Consider the following 16,975-nt stretch of genomic DNA (forward strand, 5'->3'; position numbering starts at 1 on the left):
CGGCACTCGCGGTGATCTGGCCTCCTCCGGACCCGTCCCGCCTGCCGACCGATCCGCGTCAGACCTCGAGCAGTTCGGTTTCCTTGTGCTTGACCAATTCGTCGACCTGGCCGACATACTTGGCGGTGGTCTTGTCGAGTTCCTTCTCGGCGCGCCCGACCTCGTCCTCGCCCGCCTCGCCATCCTTCTGGATACGAGACAGTTCGTCCATCGCCTTGCGACGGACATTGCGGATGGCGACCTTCGCGTCCTCACCCTTGCCCCTCGCCTGCTTGGCGAGTTCACGGCGGCGCTCCTCGGTCAACTGCGGCACCGAGATCCGGATGATGTCGCCGTTGTTGGTGGGGTTGACCCCGAGATCCGAGTTGCGGATCGCCGTCTCGATCGCGCCGAGCTGGCCTGCCTCGTAAGGTTTGATCACGACCATGCGCGGCTCCGGCACCGTGATGCTGGACATCTGGGTGATCGGGGTCGGCGATCCGTAGTAGTCGACCACGACCCGGGAGAACATGCCCGGATTCGCCCGCCCGGTACGAATGGTTCCGAGATCGTCCTTCGCTACCGAGACGGCCTTTTCCATCTTCTCCTCGGCGTCGAAGAGCGCTTCTTCAATCACGACCGTTTCCTCCACAGCGTCGTCATGTCATGATCCGCGGTCCGCGGGTATCAGGACCGAACCAGTGTGCCGATCTTCTCACCGGCGACCGCGCGGGCGATATTGCCCTTGGTCAACAAATTGAACACCAGAATCGGCATCTGGTTGTCCATGCACAAGCTGAAGGCGGTCGCGTCCGCGACCTTGAGGTCGCGCTCGATGACCTCTTTGTGAGTGATCTCGGAGTACATGGTCGCGGTCTCGTCGACGCGCGGGTCGGCGGTGAACACCCCGTCGACCGCTTTGGCCATCAACACCACGTCCGCGCCGATCTCCAGCGCGCGCTGAGCGGCGGTGGTATCGGTGGAGAAGTACGGCATGCCCATCCCCGCGCCGAAGATGACCACGCGGCCCTTCTCCAGGTGACGCTTGGCGCGCAGCGGAAGGTAGGGCTCGGCGACCTGGCCCATGGTGATCGCGGTCTGCACCCGGGTGTCCACGCCCTGCTGCTGCAGGAAGTCTTGCAGGGCAAGGCTGTTCATCACCGTGCCGAGCATGCCCATGTAGTCGGAACGCGCGCGTTCCATGCCGCGTTCCTCGAGTTCGGCGCCGCGGAAGAAGTTCCCGCCGCCGATCACGACGGCCACCTGCATGCCGGTGGCGACTACCTCGGCGATCTGCTCGGCCACCGTCTGCACGACGTCCGGGTCCAGCCCGACCTTCCCGCCGCCGAACATCTCCCCGCCGAGTTTCAGCAGTACCCGGCGATATCCTGGGCGATCGGTCCCCGGGTCCGTCATGGGTCTCCAGTCTCCTTCGGCGAGGGATTGTCGTTCTTGCGGCGATTCGTTGCGCGCGGCAGGCGCCTGTGACGTAGAGCAAGGCAGAGCGGCATCCATCCTGCCTTATTCGGTTGGAGCGGCAGCAGAAGGCCCCCCGTCAACCGGCGTTCGTTCGGTCGGCGGGGGGCCTGCACGCTGGGGGTGCGGCGAGACTCAGTTCGCGCCGACCTCGAAGCGGGCGAAGCGGGTGACGGTGACACCGGCCTCGTCCAGCAACGCCTTGACGGTCTTCTTCGAATCGGTGACCGACGGCTGCTCCAGCAGCACGACGTCCTTGAAGAAGCCGTTGACCCGGCCCTCGGTGATCTTCGGCAGCGCGGCCTCGGGCTTGCCCTCCTCGCGAGCGGTCTGCTCGGCGATGCGGCGCTCGTTCTCCACGATGTCGGCAGGAACCTCGTCGCGGGTCACGTACTTGGCCTTGAGCGCGGCGACCTGCATGGCGGCGGAGCGGGCGGCCTCGGCCGCGGCGTCACCTTCGCCGGTGTACTCGACCAGCACGCCGACGGCGGGCGGCAGGTCGGAGGCACGCTTGTGCAGGTAGGTGGCGACCGGGCCGTCCAGCGAGATGACACGGCGCAGCTCGAGCTTCTCGCCGATCTTCGCGGCCAGCGCCTGCACCGCCTCGTCGACGGTCTTGCCGCCCAGGTCCAGCGCCTTCAGCGTCTCCAGGTCGCCGGGCTTGGCGGCCGCCGCCGCGGCGACGACCTGCTCGGCCAGCTGCTGGAACTCCGCGTTCTTCGCGACGAAGTCGGTCTCGGAGTTGATCTCGACCATGACGCCGTCCTTGGCGGCGACCAGGCCTTCGGCGGTGGTCCGCTCGGCACGCTTGCCGACGTCCTTCGCGCCCTTGATGCGCAGCAGCTCGACGGCCTTGTCGAAATCACCGTCGGTCTCGGCCAGCGCGTTCTTGCAGTCCATCATGCCGGAGCCGGTCAGCTCCCGGAGCCGCTTCACATCGGCAGCGGTGTAGTTCGCCATTCTCGGCGAGCCTCCTTCGGAGAGTTGTGAGTGTCGGCAGCGGCGATCACGATGGCACTCGCTCGTGATCGCCGCTGAAACAGCTGGTTACGCGAGTCCTCAGGCCTCGGCCGTGGTCTCCGCGGCAGCGGCCTCGGCCTCGGCGGCGGGGGCGGCCTGCGCGAGCAGCTCCTGCTCCCACTCGGCCAGCGGCTCGCCCGCGCCCGCCTCCGGCTTCTCGTCGCCCGAGGACGCACCGGCGCGCGCCTGCACACCCTCGGCCACCGCGGAGGCGACGACCTTGGTCAGCAGGGCGGCGGAGCGGATCGCGTCGTCGTTACCCGGGATCGGGTAGTCGACCAGGTCGGGGTCGCAGTTGGTGTCCAGGATCGCGATGACCGGGATGTTCAGCTTGCGCGCCTCGCCGACGGCGATGTGCTCCTTGTTGGTGTCGACGACCCAGATGGCCGAGGGCACCTTCTGCATGTCGCGGATACCGCCGAGGGTGCGCTCCAGCTTGTTCATCTCACGCGTCAGCATGAGGATTTCCTTCTTGGTGCGACCCTCGAAGCCACCGGTCTGCTCCATGGCCTCGAGCTCCTTGAGGCGCTGCAGGCGCTTGTGCACGGTGGAGAAGTTGGTGAGCATGCCGCCCAGCCAGCGCTGGTTGACGTAGGGCATCCCGACGCGAGTCGCCTCGGCCGCGATCGACTCCTGGGCCTGCTTCTTGGTGCCGACGAAGAGGACGGTGCCACCGTGGGCGACGGTCTCCTTGACGAACTCGTAGGCCTTGTCGATGTAGGTCAGCGTCTGCTGCAGGTCGATGATGTAGATGCCGTTGCGGTCGGTGAAGATGAACCGCTTCATCTTCGGGTTCCAGCGCCGGGTCTGGTGTCCGAAGTGTGCGCCGCTGTCGAGCAGCTGCTTCATGGTTACGACAGCCATAGCTCCCGTATCTCTCTTTCATTTGCCGGTTGACGCAGTGAATCGGCGATCCACTGCCCTGGCGCCGCCGAATCGTCGGACCCGACCGCGAGGGTGGGACCAGCCGGCGATTCCCTGTTCCGAACACGCTGCCGCGAACTCACATATGTCGAGTTCGATCCGAACAGCGCCGCTATGAACAAGCACGGGTGGCGCGCGAAGTCGGTCCATGCAGGCACAGACCGCCCGATCAGTTTACGGCCTCGTGGCACCCAGACCTAAATCGGTTCGATCCGAAGCCTTGACCAGCCGGAACGTCAGCTTTCCACAAGCGAGCGCGTTATCCACATTCGACGGATCGAGCCCTGGGAGCCGCCGCAACCGCGGAAGGCTGGAGCCATGAAACCGTTCTCCACCGCGACCACCTTCCTCGTCCCCCTGTTCTTCGTGCTCGGCATCGTCGCCGCTCCGCCGGTCGGCGCCGAGACTCCTGCCGCGGACCCCGTGCGCGGGGCGTGCACGGGGTCCGTTTGCCTGCCGTCTCTCTCCGATCTGCTGCGGCGCGCGCCGCAGCCGTTCCGTCGATCCGGGCTCGGTGTGGGTGGGCACGAGCATCTCGAGACGGCTTCCGCCTCCGGCGGCGACCTGTGCGCGCCGCCCGCACCCCTCTGCGGAGGGTGATCGGACCTCCGGACCCGGCCCGATGACCAATTCGAATGCCACGTGGCCTCGTCGGCGTATTTTTTCGGCCTTGGCTCTCGGTATGACCGCGATCGTCGCGACGGCGGCGACCGCGACGGCCGGCCCCGAAGGACGGTTCGGCTGGCCCCTGCAACCGCGCCCCGCGGTCGAACGGCACTTCGACAAACCCGCGCAGAACTGGCTACCGGGGCATCGCGGGGTCGATCTGGCAGGCATCGAGGGTCAGGCCGTGCTAGCCGCGGGAGAAGGGATCGTCGTGTTCGCCGGAACCGTGGCAGACAAGCCGGTCGTGTCCATCGATCACCCCGGCGGCCTGCGCACGACTTACGAGCCCGTCCGCGCCGAGGTTCCCGTGGGCAGGCGGGTCGGCCGGGGCACCCGGATCGGGACACTCGAGTCCGGGCACCCTGGGTGTGTGACGGCATGTCTGCACTGGGGAGCCCGCGCCGAGGGCGGTCGACGCCGCAAGCGCGAGTATCTGGACCCCCTCGGGCTCCTCCACCTCACTCCCCTGCGGCTCAAACCGGTGCGTTCCTGAGCCGAATCGAACTGGGCCGCTCTCGACCCGGCACCAGCGACCGGGTCCGGTCGTCAGGCATCGGATCGCGTCTCCACTCCCGTTGCGGCGCGACTCTGCGCCTCTGAGCCCCGCACCCGATGACTCGCTGTTTCGTGGCGCTCGAGTCACTTCTCGGAGGAGCCCGGAACGAATCGAAACCGGCGTGTCGGCGAGCGGGGGTGGCGAGACCGTGGCGGTGGGGTGAAGATCGGGGCATGACGGATGGACGCGCAGGGTCGTCGTTCACGTATTCCCAGGTCGGCGCGACACGAGACGCGGTACCGGAGGGATATCACGGTTTACGGCTGCGGCGACGTATCGGTCGGGGACGCGCACTGTTCGAGCGGGCCGGTGCGGAGATCCTGGCCTACCGGATACAGAAAGGGACCGGAATCTTTCGATCCGCCGACACCCCGACGGCCGAACCCGGGACCTCCATCACGGTGCGGCTCGGACTCGGCCCATTGGGAATCACCGCGCCGTGCCGCGTGGTGTACGTACTCGACGAGCCGGACCGGCGGGGGTTCGCGTACGGAACCCTGCCCGGACATCCGGCGTCCGGCGAAGAACTGTTCGCCGTCGAGTACGACCCCGCCGATGACGCGGTGTACGGACTGATCGTCGCGTTCTCCCGCCCCGCGACCTGGTACACCCGGCTCGGCGGCCCCGTCGTACGGCTGATCCAGCGCTTCGTCGCGGGCCGGTACCTCGCGACGTTGCCGACGTCTACCTGACCCCGACGGTACGCGGCGCCGCAGCCGCACAGAGTCGAGCCGTTCTTTTCCGGTGTCGACCTCCGATCGGCCGATCGAAGGCTTGCCCACCAACGCGATAAGGGTCGCCGCCGACCGGGGCTATGGGGTGACGATCGCGAAATCCGGATCGGGAGCGTCGAAGATGCCGACCAGCTCGGCGAGCTTGGTGACGTCTCCCTCGATGACGATGTCGCCCGCGGCCGCCGCGACGCCGAAGTCGTCACCGGCCAGCAACACTCGGATCAGGGTGGACTTGGCCAGCGTGAACGTGGCATCGGGTGCCGGGAGCGTCATGCCGGGCGCGACGTCGAAGTGAGTGAGGCGGCCGTTGCGCAATTCGAGCCGGTGGGTGCGGTCCTGGTCGGTGAGTATCCAGTCCGTCACGAGCCGGTGGTCCCACGCCTTGGGGCCGTCGACGCGCAACGCCAGGGCGTCGAAGATCTGGTCGATGCTCAGTGCCGCCACCATGGTCGGCGATTCGCTCTTGGTGGGCGTGCCGAACGAACCGTAGCGCAGCTCGTAGGCTCCGCTGAGATAGAAGTTGCGCCAGGTCGCGTTCTCCGCCCCGTAGCCCAGTTGCTCGAACGTCGTGGCCTGCAACTGCTTCGCGTCGTCGTTGTCCGGTTCGGCGAAGATGACGTAGTTGAGCACCTGGGCCACCCAGCGGTAGTCCCCGGCGTCGTAGGAGGCCCGCGCCTTGCGCAGCACTTCGTCCGCGCCGCCCATGAATTCCACGTGCCGCCGGGCGGATTCGACCGGCGGGTGCTCCCACAGGTGGGCGGGGTTGCCGTCGAACCAGCCCATGTAGCGCTGGTAGACGGCCTTAACGTTGTGGCTGACCGAACCGTAGTATCCGCGCGTGTGCCAGGCCTGCTCGATGGCGGGCGGAAGAGTGACCAGCTCGGCGATCTCCGCACCCACGTAGCCCTGATTCAGCAGGCGGACGGTCTGATCGTGCAGGTACCCGTACAGGTCGCGTTGCAGGGAGAGGAATTCCACCAGGCGTTCGGTGCCCCAGGTCGGCCAATGGTGCGAGGCGAAGACGACGTCGGAATCGCGGGCGAACAGGTTGATCGCCTCGGTCAGATATCTCGCCCAGATATGAGCGTCGCGTACCAGCGCGCCACGCAACGTGAGCACGTTGTGCAGGGTGTGGGTCGCGTTCTCCGCCATGCAGAGGGCGCGGCGGTCGGGGAAGTGGAAGTTCATCTCCGCGGGCGCTTCGGTGCCGGGGGTGAGCTGGAAGACCATCCGTATGCCGTCGATCGTCTCCTCTTGGCCGGTGGCGGTGATGTCGACGGTCGGCGGGATCAGCGTGACCGTGCCGACCGACGTGGTCTGACCGAGACCGGAGCCCACCGCGCCCAGCGGTCCGCGCGGCAGCACCGCGCCGTACATGTACCCGGCGCGGCGCGCCATCGCCGTTCCCGCGTAGATGTTCTCGGCCACCGCGTGTTCCAGGAAGCCGGCCGGCGCCAGCACCGGACAGCGCCCTTCCTCGACCGCCGCCGCGGTGGTGACCCCGCACGCCCCGCCGAAGTGGTCGATGTGCGAATGCGTATAGATCAGACCGGTCACCGGCCGGTCGCCCCGATGGGCGCGGTAGAGCGCGAGACCGGCCGCCGCGGTCTCGGCCGAGATCAGCGGATCGATCACGAGAACGCCGGTTTCGCCTTCGACCAGCGTCATATTGGAAATGTCGAAACCGCGGATCTGATAGATGCCCTCGGTCACCTCGAACAACCCTTGTCGCATCGCGAGGCCCGACTGCCGCCACAAGCTGGGATGCACCGAGGCCGGGCAGGGATCCCGCAGGAACGAATAGGAGTCGTTGTCCCACACGACGGTTCCGTCTTCGGCGGTGACCACGCCCGGTTCCAGCGCGGCGATGAAACCGCGCTCGGAGTCGGCCGGATCGGTCGTGTCGGCGAAGGGCAGGGCGGCGGTCGCGCGCTCGTGCTCCGCGACGATGAAGTGGCTCGGCTCGCTCGCTGTGCTCATTGTCGTCCTCCTGTCGTCTCGGCCAACCTTGCTGGGCCGCCGGCCCTTCAGGGCAGCGGTTCGAGAGAACCGGCCGCCGCGGCGGCCAGCGCGACCACGACCACCGCCATCGCCGTTCCGGCGATGACGCGGCCGCCATGGGCGTAGTGGCCTCGGCGAAGCCCGCGGTTGCGCAGGTAGCAGCCCCCGGCGAGCGCCGCCATCGCGATCGCGGCGCCGATGGGCGCGACCGCGGCCGCGCGCCACCCGCTGCCGAGCACCTGATGCATGAACAGCGTGCCGACGACCATCGCCGACACGGCGGTGCGCCGCCACGCCAGTGCGGTGCGTTCGGCGGACAGATGCGGCGCGCTCATCGCAGCAGCACCGCCACACCCGCCAGCACCGAGACGATCGCGATGCCCGCCGACAGGATCGGCACCAGCACCGTCTCCGGCAGCGGATCGCCGCGCCGCATGGCCACGCCGATGCGTCGCCAGTGCGCGTACGCGCCGACCGCGACCACCGCCGCCAAGACCAGGCAACTCAACGCGATCGCGCGTCGCAGCCCTGCGATCCGGAACGACTGGACCAGTGTGTGCACCGCGACGCCGCCGGCCAGCAGCCCCAGCGCGGTCCGCATCCAGGCCAGGAAGGTGCGCTCGTTCGCGAGCGTGAAGCGGTAGTCGAGTTCCTCGTCGCCCTCTTCCGATTCGGCTTCCGGATTCGGCAGCGTCACGCCGCCTCGGTTCGGATCGAGCGCCCTGTGGAATCCGCCCACGTGAGGATCGCGGGGCCGGCACATGCGTGCCGCGAGAAGGGGCGGCTCCTGGCGCAAGGTGTTCTTCCGGCGCGCAGCTTCACGCCGGACCGCACGGTGGTCACACTGCACCACGCTAGTGGGCGGAGTCGAAGCTCGCGGCTGGTCCGCACCGGCCGTGGGAACGCGATCGGTGACGGTACGAGCGCCGGAGCGTTCGCCCCGGCGTCCGCGCCAACCCTCGCATCGCGCAGCGGACCGGCTGTCGCCTCGAGGTCTCCCATGTCAGTCAGCAACCATTCATGACGAAGGCAGACGACAGGACGTCCGGCTCCCGGAAGTAGCCGGCAATCGGATGGTCTTCGCAGCTCGCAGTCTGCTTCATGCGCGCAGATCCGGTCGGTGACGATCACGGGCACACTCCATAACCGAGAGCATTGGCAAATGACCAGCTACGTCAGCGTAACCGGCGCCGTGAGCACCGTCCACGCTCCCCGCCCGCCCGTGACCGCGTGGTTACCCAGCGGCGTCAGACCGCGATCGCGTCCTCGAACGTCATGGCCAGTCGCGAGACGGACGAGGACATCACCGCCCGCTTCGGCAGGCCGAGCGACCGGAGTTCCGCGGCGATCTCGTGGTCCCCGAGAGTCAGCTCGGCCCCGCCGAAACGCGCCCGCATACCCGAAGGCCGCATCTCCCAGCGCGTGCAGCGGGTGACGCCATCGATGTGCGAGTAGGCGTCGAACGAGGACCCGGTGGCGCGGTTCGGAGTCGCGAACCCGGGCCGAATCGCGAGATCGGCGATGAGCTGACCGTTCTGGTGCAGCGCGCCGGTGCGCGTCCGGCCACCGTGGTCGACGGCGAATTCGGCGAGTTCTTTGGGAAATCCCCAGATACCGCGTCCTGCGGCGAGGGTGAAATCACCGTCGACCGGCAGCTTGTGGATCAATACGCCGGCCTGCCCGGTCACCAGCGCCCGCAGATCCCCGAATCCCGAGGCAGCGCCCGCCGTGTGATGGCGAACCATGAACGAGACGCCGAACTCGTTGTAGGGGCCCAGATCGCCGTCGACGTAGTCGACGAAGACCAGCGTGCACATCGCCCGCCCGCCCGGCAGCCGGAGCAGCCGCAGGCCGGAGTAGTCGATGAGGCGCTGCGCCGGCTCGGCGGGCACCAGATAAGTAGCCATGAACGCGTGCGCGAGCCGGATGCGGACCGGCATGCGCACCTCTCGGCCGAGGACGGTGTGCGTACTCACGGAGACGCCTTTCTGCACAACTGCGGCGAAGTGCGCCGCGTTGGCACGCACCTGCCGCCAGAAGATCTATAGAACAGGTATCAGTTTGTTCGCACAATACCGTCGGTTCACATGCTTTATACCAAAAATAACCCGTTCCAGTCTTGTCCAGGTCACTCGCCCGATACCCCCGATCGGGCCGACCCCGGAGATTCCGACATCGCGCGCAGACGCGCCTGCAAACCATCCAGGACGCAGAGCAAGCCGAAGTCGAAGGCCATGGCCCGCCCCGCCTCCTGATCGGCCGGCACGGTCGCCCGGTAGTCCGCGAGCATCTCGGGATAGCCGCCTGCCACCTCGTCCATTACACGCAGTATGCCGTCGGTGTCGACCTCGGCCCCCCTCGACGCCTTCTCCCAGGCGATTTCGGGAGTCACCTGGCCGAGGACGAAACACATCACCGTTCCACTGGCCAGGTAGATGTCCACCCCCTCGAAGCCCGCCCGCACGAAGGCGCGGCGCAGCCGATCACTCAGCCGCAGCGAGTTGGGACCGATACTCGGCAGCTGCCCGACCAACGAGACGCTCCACGGATGCTCGCGAATGGACGCGCGGAAGCTGTACGCGAAAGTGGTGAGCAATTCGCGCCAGGACGCCTCTTCGGGCTCCGGAATCTGCACCACCCCCCAGAACTGGTCGAGCACCAATTCCAGCAGCTCTTCCTTGTTGGAGACGTGCCAGTAGACACTGGTCGCGCCCGAGCCCAGCTTCGCGCCGAGCTTGCGCATGCTCAGCGACTCCAGCCCTTCGGCGTCGAGGATCTCCACCGCCGCGGCGACGATCTGCTCCCGGTGCAACCCGGATGTCTTGGGCCGGCGGGGTTGCTTGGTCCATACCGAGGCGAACTGCTTGGTCACGACACGATCTTATAATCCCTCGCACAACGTTCGAGTGTATCGTACGCTGTGCGAGTGGAATCGAACGTTGTACGAGACCCCCGCCGCTGGTGGGTCCTGGGGGTCCTCTGTCTGTCCTTGCTCGTGCTGATGCTCGACAGCACCGTGCTCAATCTCGCGATCCCGTCGCTGATCCGGGAGCTAGGCGCCACACCGGCGGACGTGCAGTGGATTCTGGACGCCTACGTGCTGGTCTTCGCCGGGCTCCTGCTCACCGCGGGAAGCCTCTCCGACCGGTTCGGCAGGCGACGAGCGCTGATCACCGGCCTGGCCGTGTTCGGGGTTGCGTCGCTGGCGGCCGTGCTGGCGACCGAACCGTGGCAGGTCGTGGCCGCCCGCGTCGCGATGGGCGTCGGCGGGTCGCTGTTGATGCCGTCGACCCTGTCGATCCTCATGACCACCTTCGCCGAGGACGAACGGCGCACGGCGATGGCGGCCTGGTCGACGGTGTCCATGGTCGGCATCGTCGCAGGGCCCACACTGGGCGGCTTCCTGCTCCAGCACTACTGGTGGGGGTCGGTGTTCCTGCTCAATATCCCGGTGGCGGCGCTCGCGATCATCGCCGCCGTCGTGCTGATGCCCGAGACCACCGGTGAACAACGGCCGGTCGACCTCGTCGGCGTTGTCCTGTCCGTCGTAGCGCTGAGCGCGACGGTCTACGTGATCATCGAGCGGGAGTGGAACATCGGGGTGATGGTGCTGGCCGTCCTCGCGGCGGCAGGCTTCGTGGTCTGGGAGAGCCGCTCGGCACATCCCATGTTGCCGTTGGCGGTATTCCGCAGCCGGGATTTCACCGGCACCTCTCTCACTCTGCTGCTGATGGTCTTCGGCATGGGCGCGGTCATGCTCATGCTCACCCAGTACCTGCAGTTCGTGCTCGGCTACGGTCCGATGAAAGCCGGGCTGGCACTGCTGCCGTACGCCGTGGCGGCGGCGGTCTGCAACGGCCTCGGCGCGACACTGGGCAAGACTCTGAGCAACAAGACGCTCATCGTGTCGGGACTGCTCGTCATGGGCGTGGCCTTCGGCATCCTCGCGGCCGGGAGCGGCTACCTGTGGGTTCTGGTCAGCATGCTGGTGATGGGCATCGGCGGCGGTCTGGCGGGCCCGGCCGCCTACGCGGCGATCATGAGCGCGATCCCGCTCCAGCACGCCGGTGTGGGCTCCGCGATGAACGACACGATCCAGCAGGTCGGCATGGCGATCAGCATCGCCGTCCTCGGTAGCGTGCTGGCCGGCGTGTTCACCTCGAACATGCCCGCCGACGTTCCCGACGCGGCGCGCGAATCCATCGGCGCCGCCTTCCAGCTGGGCTACATCGAGCCGGCCAAGGACGCCTTCACCGCCGCCATGTCCGCCGGGGCATGGATCAGCGCCGGATTCAGTGTCGCCGCCGCCCTGCTCGGCGCGGTCCTGCTGCGGGCGCGGCGGCCGCAACCGGACCCGCAGCCCGAAACCGCTCCGGTCGCGCACGGCTGATCATGTCGGCGACCGGCGTACGGCCCGCAGGCCGCGCACCATAACGACTCCCGTGCCTCGTCGGCTCACCCGGTATGAATGATTCCGACCCCGGGGCTGATGGTCTCGCGCGCGCCCGCCGACAAGAGTTGATGGTGTGTTCACAATGACAGCCTTCAACCAACGAGGGCTGGTGAAGCAATCAATCGATGGAGACATCATGATCACGAACAAAATGCGCGCAACGGCAGCGGCGGTAGCGCTCGCACCGATCATCGCCCTGGGTACAGGTTTTGCTTCCGCCGCACCAGAAGTAACCCCGGGACCTGTGCAAGTGGCTGATCAACCGGTACCGGTTCAGGTCGAGCCCGCGACATTGGGCTTGATTTGGCCGCTGGGTATTTTCTGCGCTCCTTTGTTGCTGCTTCCACCGGTGGTCAACGCGGTTGCCGTGTTCGTCTGCGCCGCTTGATCGCATTCGTAGGCAGCGCCTCGAAGACGAGTGCGCCTCGGGCTGTGTCGCACACCCGAGGCGTCTCGTTTGTGTCGGCCGCTCGCCGGTCCGGCTGTGGCGTCGATTCGCGATCAGCTGATTTCGTTCCACACCTCACCGAGGCGCCCTGACCGGGAAACATCTGCGAATCAATCGTGACACACGGATAAGTGCTGTTGAATTACCGGATGACCAAGTTCAGGAAACTCGTGGGCGCTGCAGCGGCTCTGACCGCGACCACAGCGCTGTTCGGGGCACCCGGGACCGCGCAAGCCGAGACTCCATCCGTTCTGGGTGGCGGCTCCGGCATCGTCGTCGGCGGTCAGAACATCTGCACGCTCACCACGATCGGGCGTGACTCCGGTGGTCGGCTGGTCGGTTTTACCGCGGGGCATTGCGGTGACGCTAACGCCGCCATCGTCTCCGAAGGCAATCGCGACGCCGGTACCGTCGGCACTGTCGCCTACTCCGACAGCACGATGGACTATGCCGTGATCGAGTTCGATCCGGCGAAGGTCGCCCCGGTCAACCAGGTGGGCGGAACCACTATCACCGCCATCGGCGGGCCCGCCCGACCGCCGGACACGGTATGCAAGGAAGGCCGGACAACCGGCCGGACCTGCGGCGCAGCCTATGGCGACGTATTCACCGGCGGCAATCGGACGTGGACCCAGACATGCGTTGTCGAGGGCGATTCGGGCGCTCCGCTGGTCGTCGGGACCACGCTCGTCGGCATGGTCAACGCCTACTTGGCCGTCCCGTGCCTGGGACCGCAACTCGGCACCGACATCACCGCGGTCCTCGCCGACGTGAACGCGCGCGGCGGCGCGGGCGCGGGTTTCCAACCGATCTGATCCGTCGGGGACCGCCGCGGACGATCCCAGCCGGAGCCTTACCTTTCCTGATCACTGACGATGCCCAATTCGACAGCCCGTTCGACCAGGAACAGCCGTTTCTGATTCGGCGGTAGAGCTTCGACCTGGAATATCCGGAACAGCGCCCGCATGTGCGTCTTGACGGTCGAGAGACTCAGGCACAAATCGTCCGCGATCTGACGGTTGGCGGCGGGGTACGAATACCCGTCGTGTGCGTCGTAAGGGCGGCACAGCGCCTCCAGAACGAGATACTGAGCCGGGGTCAGCGAATTACGGGTCGGCAGCGGCGAGTGGGCAAGCGTCATTTCCTCGTCGGAGGAGTCGGCGGCCCGGAATACGAATACCGAACGACCGACTCGAATCGTGTCGCCGGAGCCGAGTTTCCGCCGCCCGCCGACCCGTTCGCCATTGACGAATGTCCCATTCTTGGACAGACCGTCGTCGACGATGACCCAGCATCCGCCCACGCGCTCGATAATGGCGTGCAACCGGGATACGGTCGGGTCGGAAGGCACGGCGATATCGGCCGCGCCGGACCGCCCGATCGTCATTCTGGACGCGCCGCCGTCGAGGGAAATCTCGCGTACCCTCTCCTGCACAACGGGCCGGGGCGAAGTGGAAGGAACGGCAGAACGTGGCCACGCGGACTGCGCCGTCAGTGGGTATAGTCCGCGACGCAGGGCCTGTGGTCCGCTGACCGTAGACATCGTTCGTCTTTCCACTCGAAGTACGTCATGAACTGCGGGCACTGATTCGCTGCTTTAAGGGTGCGCTTTCTCGGGGCCGATCACATACGGATTCGCCTACTTCCCTGCGTGAGCGGGGCTTGAAGCGAACCTTCGGGCGCGACAAAAGCACTAAAACCGACTAATCGGTCTGATAACGGGCGGGTGAGCGACTCGGGATAGTCGGATGAGCGTGATCATTCGACCGCGAAGCGAGGCGGATCTCGACGCCTGCACCGCGGCGCTGTGGCACGTCCACGAACGCGACCGGTATCCGGAGGTCTGGCCTGCTGATCCGGCGGGTTGGCTGTCACCCCCCAGATTCCTCACGGCGGTCGTCGCGGAGCGCGACGAGACCGTGGTCGGACACGTCGGACTCGGCGCAGGCGGCGTGCTGCCGGAGGTCGTGCGCCGATCGGCGGGCACGGAGTTCGTCGTCTCGGTGATCCGGTCGTATGTTCCTCCGGCCGCGCGGTCGAGCAGGCGTGGGTTCACAACTACTGACCGCGGCCGCGCGCATGGCCGCGGATCGGGGGCAGCGCGCCGTGCTCACGGTCTCGTACGACGGCGCGGCGGCGATAGCCATGTACGAACGACGCGGTTGGCGGCAGGTGCACACCGGGCCCGGCGGCTGGCGGACCGCCGATGGACGGGAGGCTCGGGTCCACTATTACGTGAGCCCGTGCAGCCGACCCGGTTGTCGTTCGTCCCGTGTTGCGCTTACCCGCGCCCGGGACGGAGTACCCCGGCCGGGCGTCGGCCACCACGACCGAGCCGTCAAGCCCGGGGGTGGGCTTGGTCGTGCACTTTCTTGAGCCGATCGATGGAGACATGGGTGTACAGCTGAGTGGTGGCCATGCTGGCGTGGCCGAGGAGTTCCTGAACCACACGCAGGTCGGCCCCACCTTCGAGGAGGTGGGTCGCGGCGGTGTGCCGCAGACCGTGCGGGCCGAGGTCCGGTGCGCCGGGGATGGCCGAGACCACCTCGTGCACAACGGTTCTGGCCTGGCGCTGATCCAGACGCCTGCCGCGGCGGCCGAGCAGCAGCGCCCGGCCGGACGCGGCGGTGGCGAAATCGGGGCGGCCATAGCGCAGCCAATTGCCGACCGCCTCGTCGGCGGGCGTGCCGAACGGCGCGGATCGCTCTTTGTTGCCTTTACCGAGCACCCGCACCACCCGCCGCTCGCGGTCCACGTCCTCGATGTCCAGTCCACACAGCTCGCTGACCCGGATGCCGGTGGCATACAGCAATTCCACGATCGCCCGATCTCGCAAGGCCATCGGATCACGCTGCGCGGCACCGGATTCCGCGGCGTCCATGGCACCCAGCGCCTGTTGCCTGCCGAGTACGGCGGGAAGAACGCGATGCGCCTTCGGCGAACCCAACCGCAGCCCCGGATCGGCGGGCAACCGGCCGGTCCTGGTGAGCCAGGCGGTGAACGTGCGCGCCGACGACGCCCTTCGCGCCACGGTCGTTCGCGCCGCGCCCGCCGCCGCTTGCTGCGCCAGCCATGAGCGCAGCAACAGCAGGTCCAGCTCGCGGATCGCCGAATCGGCCGACCGTGTGTACAGATGCTCCAGCAGGGACCGGGCGTCCCCCAGGTAAGCGCGTACGGTGTGCTCCGACCGGTTGCGCCCGAGCCGCAGATGCCTGCCGTACTCGAGCAGCAGCGCTTCCAGATCTTCGGGCAGTTCCTCCATGCTTCCACCGTCCCGACCCGCGGTCCGGATGGCAAGCGACCGCGCCGATCGCGTTCATCGGCGACGCGCCGTTCGGTGCCAACCGCTTTCGTCACTGGTCGCCAGTCCCGCCAATTCGAGGGCGGACAACGTCGCACGCACCACAGGAAGTGGGACTCCGCACTGCCGGGACACCTCCAGTGGCAATCGCGCACCGATTCTCGGCAGCGTGGCGAAGACCAAGGCCTCGTCTTCGGACAACTGGTCCTCCGGATTGCCGCCTGCCCCCACCCCGGGAATCGACAGCCGCAACGGCCCCGCCTCGTCGGCGACTTCCTCGGCCCTCGTCACCAGGAGGGCTTCACCGTCGCGGATCATGCGGTGGCAGCCCACCGAAGCGGCCGAGGTCACCGGGCCTGGCACGGCCAGGGCGGGACGGCCGAGACGGCGTGCCCATTTGACGGTGTTGCGCGCGCCGCTGCGCAGCCCGGCCTCGACGACGAGCACGCCATCGGCCAAGGCGGCGATCAAGCGGTTCCGGGCGAGGAATTGGTGTTTCCGCGCGGTGACACCGGGCGGGTATTCGCTGACCACCAAACCGGATTCGGCGATGTCGGCCAGCAGGCGGGCGTGCTGCGCCGGATAAGGCCGGTCGATGCCGCACGCCAGCACCGCGATGGTGAGACCTTCCACCGCCAGCGCCGCCCGGTGCGCCATGGCGTCTATCCCGAACGCCGCCCCGGAGACAATGGTCCAACCTTGCGCGGCGAGGTCGCCCGCGATCTCCCCCGTCACCCGGTTGCCGTACCCGGTGCTGCACCGCGCACCCACCACCGCCACAGCGCGCTCGCTGGACTCCAGCAGCGAACGTGGGCCGCGCACCCACAGCACCAGTGGCACGGCGCCGTCCCGATCCCGTCCCGGCTCGAGCTGCGCGAGACCGAGCATGCGCCAGGCGGGCCATTCCGGATCGTCCGGCGTCACCACACGCCCGCCGATCCGGTCGATGGCCTCCAGATCCCGCGCCGACACGTCGACATCGCGCCGCTGCGCCGTCGGCCCGCGCAGCGGTTCGGGTAGCGCGCACTCCCGCACGGCCCGCGCCGCCTCGACCACCCCCACCGACTCGATCAGCGCCGACAGCGGCGCACACGGCCCCTGCACCACGCGCGACAGGTACACCCACGCGAGCCTCCGGGCGTCGGATTCACCGGCCACGGAATTCGACCCGCACGCGGGCGCGACGACGACTCCAGGCACACTCGCCACCGCAGGCGCATCCCCAGGCACACTTTTGAGCCCCGTCACGTCCGCTACGGCAGGCACCGCCGCAACCGTAGGCGCACTCGCGGCCACAGCCGCATTCGCCGCCCCAGCCGCACTCGCCGCCCCAGCCGCACTCGCCGCCCCAGCCGCACTCGCCGCCCCAGCCGCACTCGCCGCCCCAGCCGCACTCGCCGCCCCAGCCGCACTCGCC

At 67.8% G+C, this 16,975-nt stretch carries 19 protein-coding genes; 7 read left to right on the forward strand and 12 right to left on the reverse strand.

Translation table 11 applies throughout. From position 1 onward, the window contains the following. Positions 1-58: 58 nt before the first annotated feature. The 4 genes from frr to rpsB all read right to left on the reverse strand — a co-directional run bounded on the left by frr (position 59) and on the right by rpsB (position 3,339). Complete coding sequence (gene frr / locus ABZ420_RS02340) at positions 59-616, reverse strand: ribosome recycling factor (RefSeq protein WP_357116249.1); 558 nt, start codon at positions 614-616, stop codon at positions 59-61. A 50-nt stretch (positions 617-666) separates the two neighbouring features. Then, the gene (pyrH, locus tag ABZ420_RS02345) at positions 667-1,395 is read right to left on the reverse strand and encodes a UMP kinase (protein WP_040868271.1); all 729 of its coding nucleotides are present in this window, start codon (positions 1,393-1,395) and stop codon (positions 667-669) included. A gap of 195 nt (positions 1,396-1,590) precedes the next feature. After that, positions 1,591-2,415, reverse strand: a complete 825-nt coding sequence (gene tsf, locus ABZ420_RS02350) for a translation elongation factor Ts (RefSeq protein ID WP_040868273.1) — start codon at positions 2,413-2,415, stop codon at positions 1,591-1,593. A gap of 99 nt (positions 2,416-2,514) precedes the next feature. Then, the gene (gene rpsB / locus ABZ420_RS02355) at positions 2,515-3,339 is read right to left on the reverse strand and encodes a 30S ribosomal protein S2 (protein WP_357116251.1); all 825 of its coding nucleotides are present in this window, start codon (positions 3,337-3,339) and stop codon (positions 2,515-2,517) included. A 378-nt stretch (positions 3,340-3,717) separates the two neighbouring features. Between rpsB and ABZ420_RS02360 the strand changes: the two genes are divergently transcribed. The 3 genes from ABZ420_RS02360 (at position 3,718) to ABZ420_RS02370 (ending at position 5,313) form a co-directional block, all read left to right on the forward strand. Further along, positions 3,718-3,999 carry a hypothetical protein gene (locus ABZ420_RS02360; protein WP_357116253.1) on the forward strand — a complete coding sequence of 94 codons (282 nt, stop codon included), beginning with the start codon at positions 3,718-3,720 and terminating at the stop codon, positions 3,997-3,999. 82 nt (positions 4,000-4,081) lie between these two features. Further along, positions 4,082-4,558, forward strand: a complete 477-nt coding sequence (locus ABZ420_RS02365; RefSeq protein ID WP_357116255.1) for a M23 family metallopeptidase — start codon at positions 4,082-4,084, stop codon at positions 4,556-4,558. Positions 4,559-4,794: 236 nt separating this feature from the next. Then, positions 4,795-5,313 (forward strand): DUF1990 domain-containing protein, encoded by a 519-nt coding sequence (locus ABZ420_RS02370; RefSeq protein WP_357116257.1) that lies wholly within the window; start codon positions 4,795-4,797, stop codon positions 5,311-5,313. Between the two features lie 120 nt (positions 5,314-5,433). Here the strand turns inward: ABZ420_RS02370 and ABZ420_RS02375 are convergent, their stop codons facing one another. The 5 genes from ABZ420_RS02375 to ABZ420_RS02395 all read right to left on the reverse strand — a co-directional run bounded on the left by ABZ420_RS02375 (position 5,434) and on the right by ABZ420_RS02395 (position 10,228). Then, on the reverse strand, positions 5,434-7,335 hold the full coding sequence (locus ABZ420_RS02375) for an alkyl sulfatase dimerization domain-containing protein (protein ID WP_357116259.1): 1,902 nt from the start codon (positions 7,333-7,335) through the stop codon (positions 5,434-5,436). A 47-nt stretch (positions 7,336-7,382) separates the two neighbouring features. Beyond that, on the reverse strand, positions 7,383-7,691 hold the full coding sequence (locus ABZ420_RS02380) for a DUF202 domain-containing protein (protein WP_357116261.1): 309 nt from the start codon (positions 7,689-7,691) through the stop codon (positions 7,383-7,385). Then, positions 7,688-8,053, reverse strand: coding sequence for a DUF202 domain-containing protein (locus tag ABZ420_RS02385; protein ID WP_040868283.1), 366 nt, complete (start codon positions 8,051-8,053; stop codon positions 7,688-7,690). Before ABZ420_RS02385 ends, ABZ420_RS02380 begins: the two co-directional genes overlap by 4 nt. Positions 8,054-8,603: 550 nt before the next feature. Continuing rightward, on the reverse strand, positions 8,604-9,332 hold the full coding sequence (locus ABZ420_RS02390; RefSeq protein WP_357116263.1) for an acetoacetate decarboxylase family protein: 729 nt from the start codon (positions 9,330-9,332) through the stop codon (positions 8,604-8,606). Between the two features lie 152 nt (positions 9,333-9,484). After that, entirely contained in the window at positions 9,485-10,228 is a 744-nt protein-coding gene (locus tag ABZ420_RS02395) for a TetR/AcrR family transcriptional regulator C-terminal domain-containing protein (protein ID WP_357116265.1), read from the reverse strand. A 54-nt stretch (positions 10,229-10,282) separates the two neighbouring features. On the opposite strand from ABZ420_RS02395, the gene ABZ420_RS02400 reads away from it, so the two are divergent. The 3 genes from ABZ420_RS02400 (at position 10,283) to ABZ420_RS02410 (ending at position 13,072) form a co-directional block, all read left to right on the forward strand. After that, on the forward strand, positions 10,283-11,746 hold the full coding sequence (locus ABZ420_RS02400) for an MFS transporter (protein ID WP_357116267.1): 1,464 nt from the start codon (positions 10,283-10,285) through the stop codon (positions 11,744-11,746). A 145-nt stretch (positions 11,747-11,891) separates the two neighbouring features. Further along, positions 11,892-12,197, forward strand: coding sequence for a hypothetical protein (locus ABZ420_RS02405; protein ID WP_357116269.1), 306 nt, complete (start codon positions 11,892-11,894; stop codon positions 12,195-12,197). Positions 12,198-12,406: 209 nt separating this feature from the next. Beyond that, positions 12,407-13,072, forward strand: coding sequence for a serine protease (locus ABZ420_RS02410; RefSeq protein WP_357116271.1), 666 nt, complete (start codon positions 12,407-12,409; stop codon positions 13,070-13,072). A gap of 38 nt (positions 13,073-13,110) precedes the next feature. Here ABZ420_RS02410 and ABZ420_RS02415 read toward each other — a convergent pair whose 3' ends face one another. Continuing rightward, the gene (locus ABZ420_RS02415; protein WP_357116273.1) at positions 13,111-13,800 is read right to left on the reverse strand and encodes an FHA domain-containing protein; all 690 of its coding nucleotides are present in this window, start codon (positions 13,798-13,800) and stop codon (positions 13,111-13,113) included. Between the two features lie 473 nt (positions 13,801-14,273). Here ABZ420_RS02415 and ABZ420_RS02420 point away from each other — a divergent pair, with 473 nt between their 5' ends. Beyond that, positions 14,274-14,633 (forward strand): GNAT family N-acetyltransferase, encoded by a 360-nt coding sequence (locus tag ABZ420_RS02420; RefSeq protein WP_357116275.1) that lies wholly within the window; start codon positions 14,274-14,276, stop codon positions 14,631-14,633. Here the strand turns inward: ABZ420_RS02420 and ABZ420_RS02425 are convergent. Both ABZ420_RS02425 and dprA read right to left on the reverse strand, forming a co-directional pair. Then, positions 14,596-15,519, reverse strand: a complete 924-nt coding sequence (locus tag ABZ420_RS02425) for a tyrosine-type recombinase/integrase (RefSeq protein ID WP_357033796.1) — start codon at positions 15,517-15,519, stop codon at positions 14,596-14,598. The genes ABZ420_RS02420 and ABZ420_RS02425 overlap by 38 nt on opposite strands. Positions 15,520-15,573: 54 nt before the next feature. Next, positions 15,574-16,758, reverse strand: coding sequence for a DNA-processing protein DprA (gene dprA, locus ABZ420_RS02430; protein ID WP_357116470.1), 1,185 nt, complete (start codon positions 16,756-16,758; stop codon positions 15,574-15,576). Positions 16,759-16,975 lie beyond the last annotated feature (217 nt).

The organism is Nocardia sp. NPDC005745, from assembly GCF_040630775.1.
Classification (GTDB): Bacteria; Actinomycetota; Actinomycetes; order Mycobacteriales; family Mycobacteriaceae; genus Nocardia.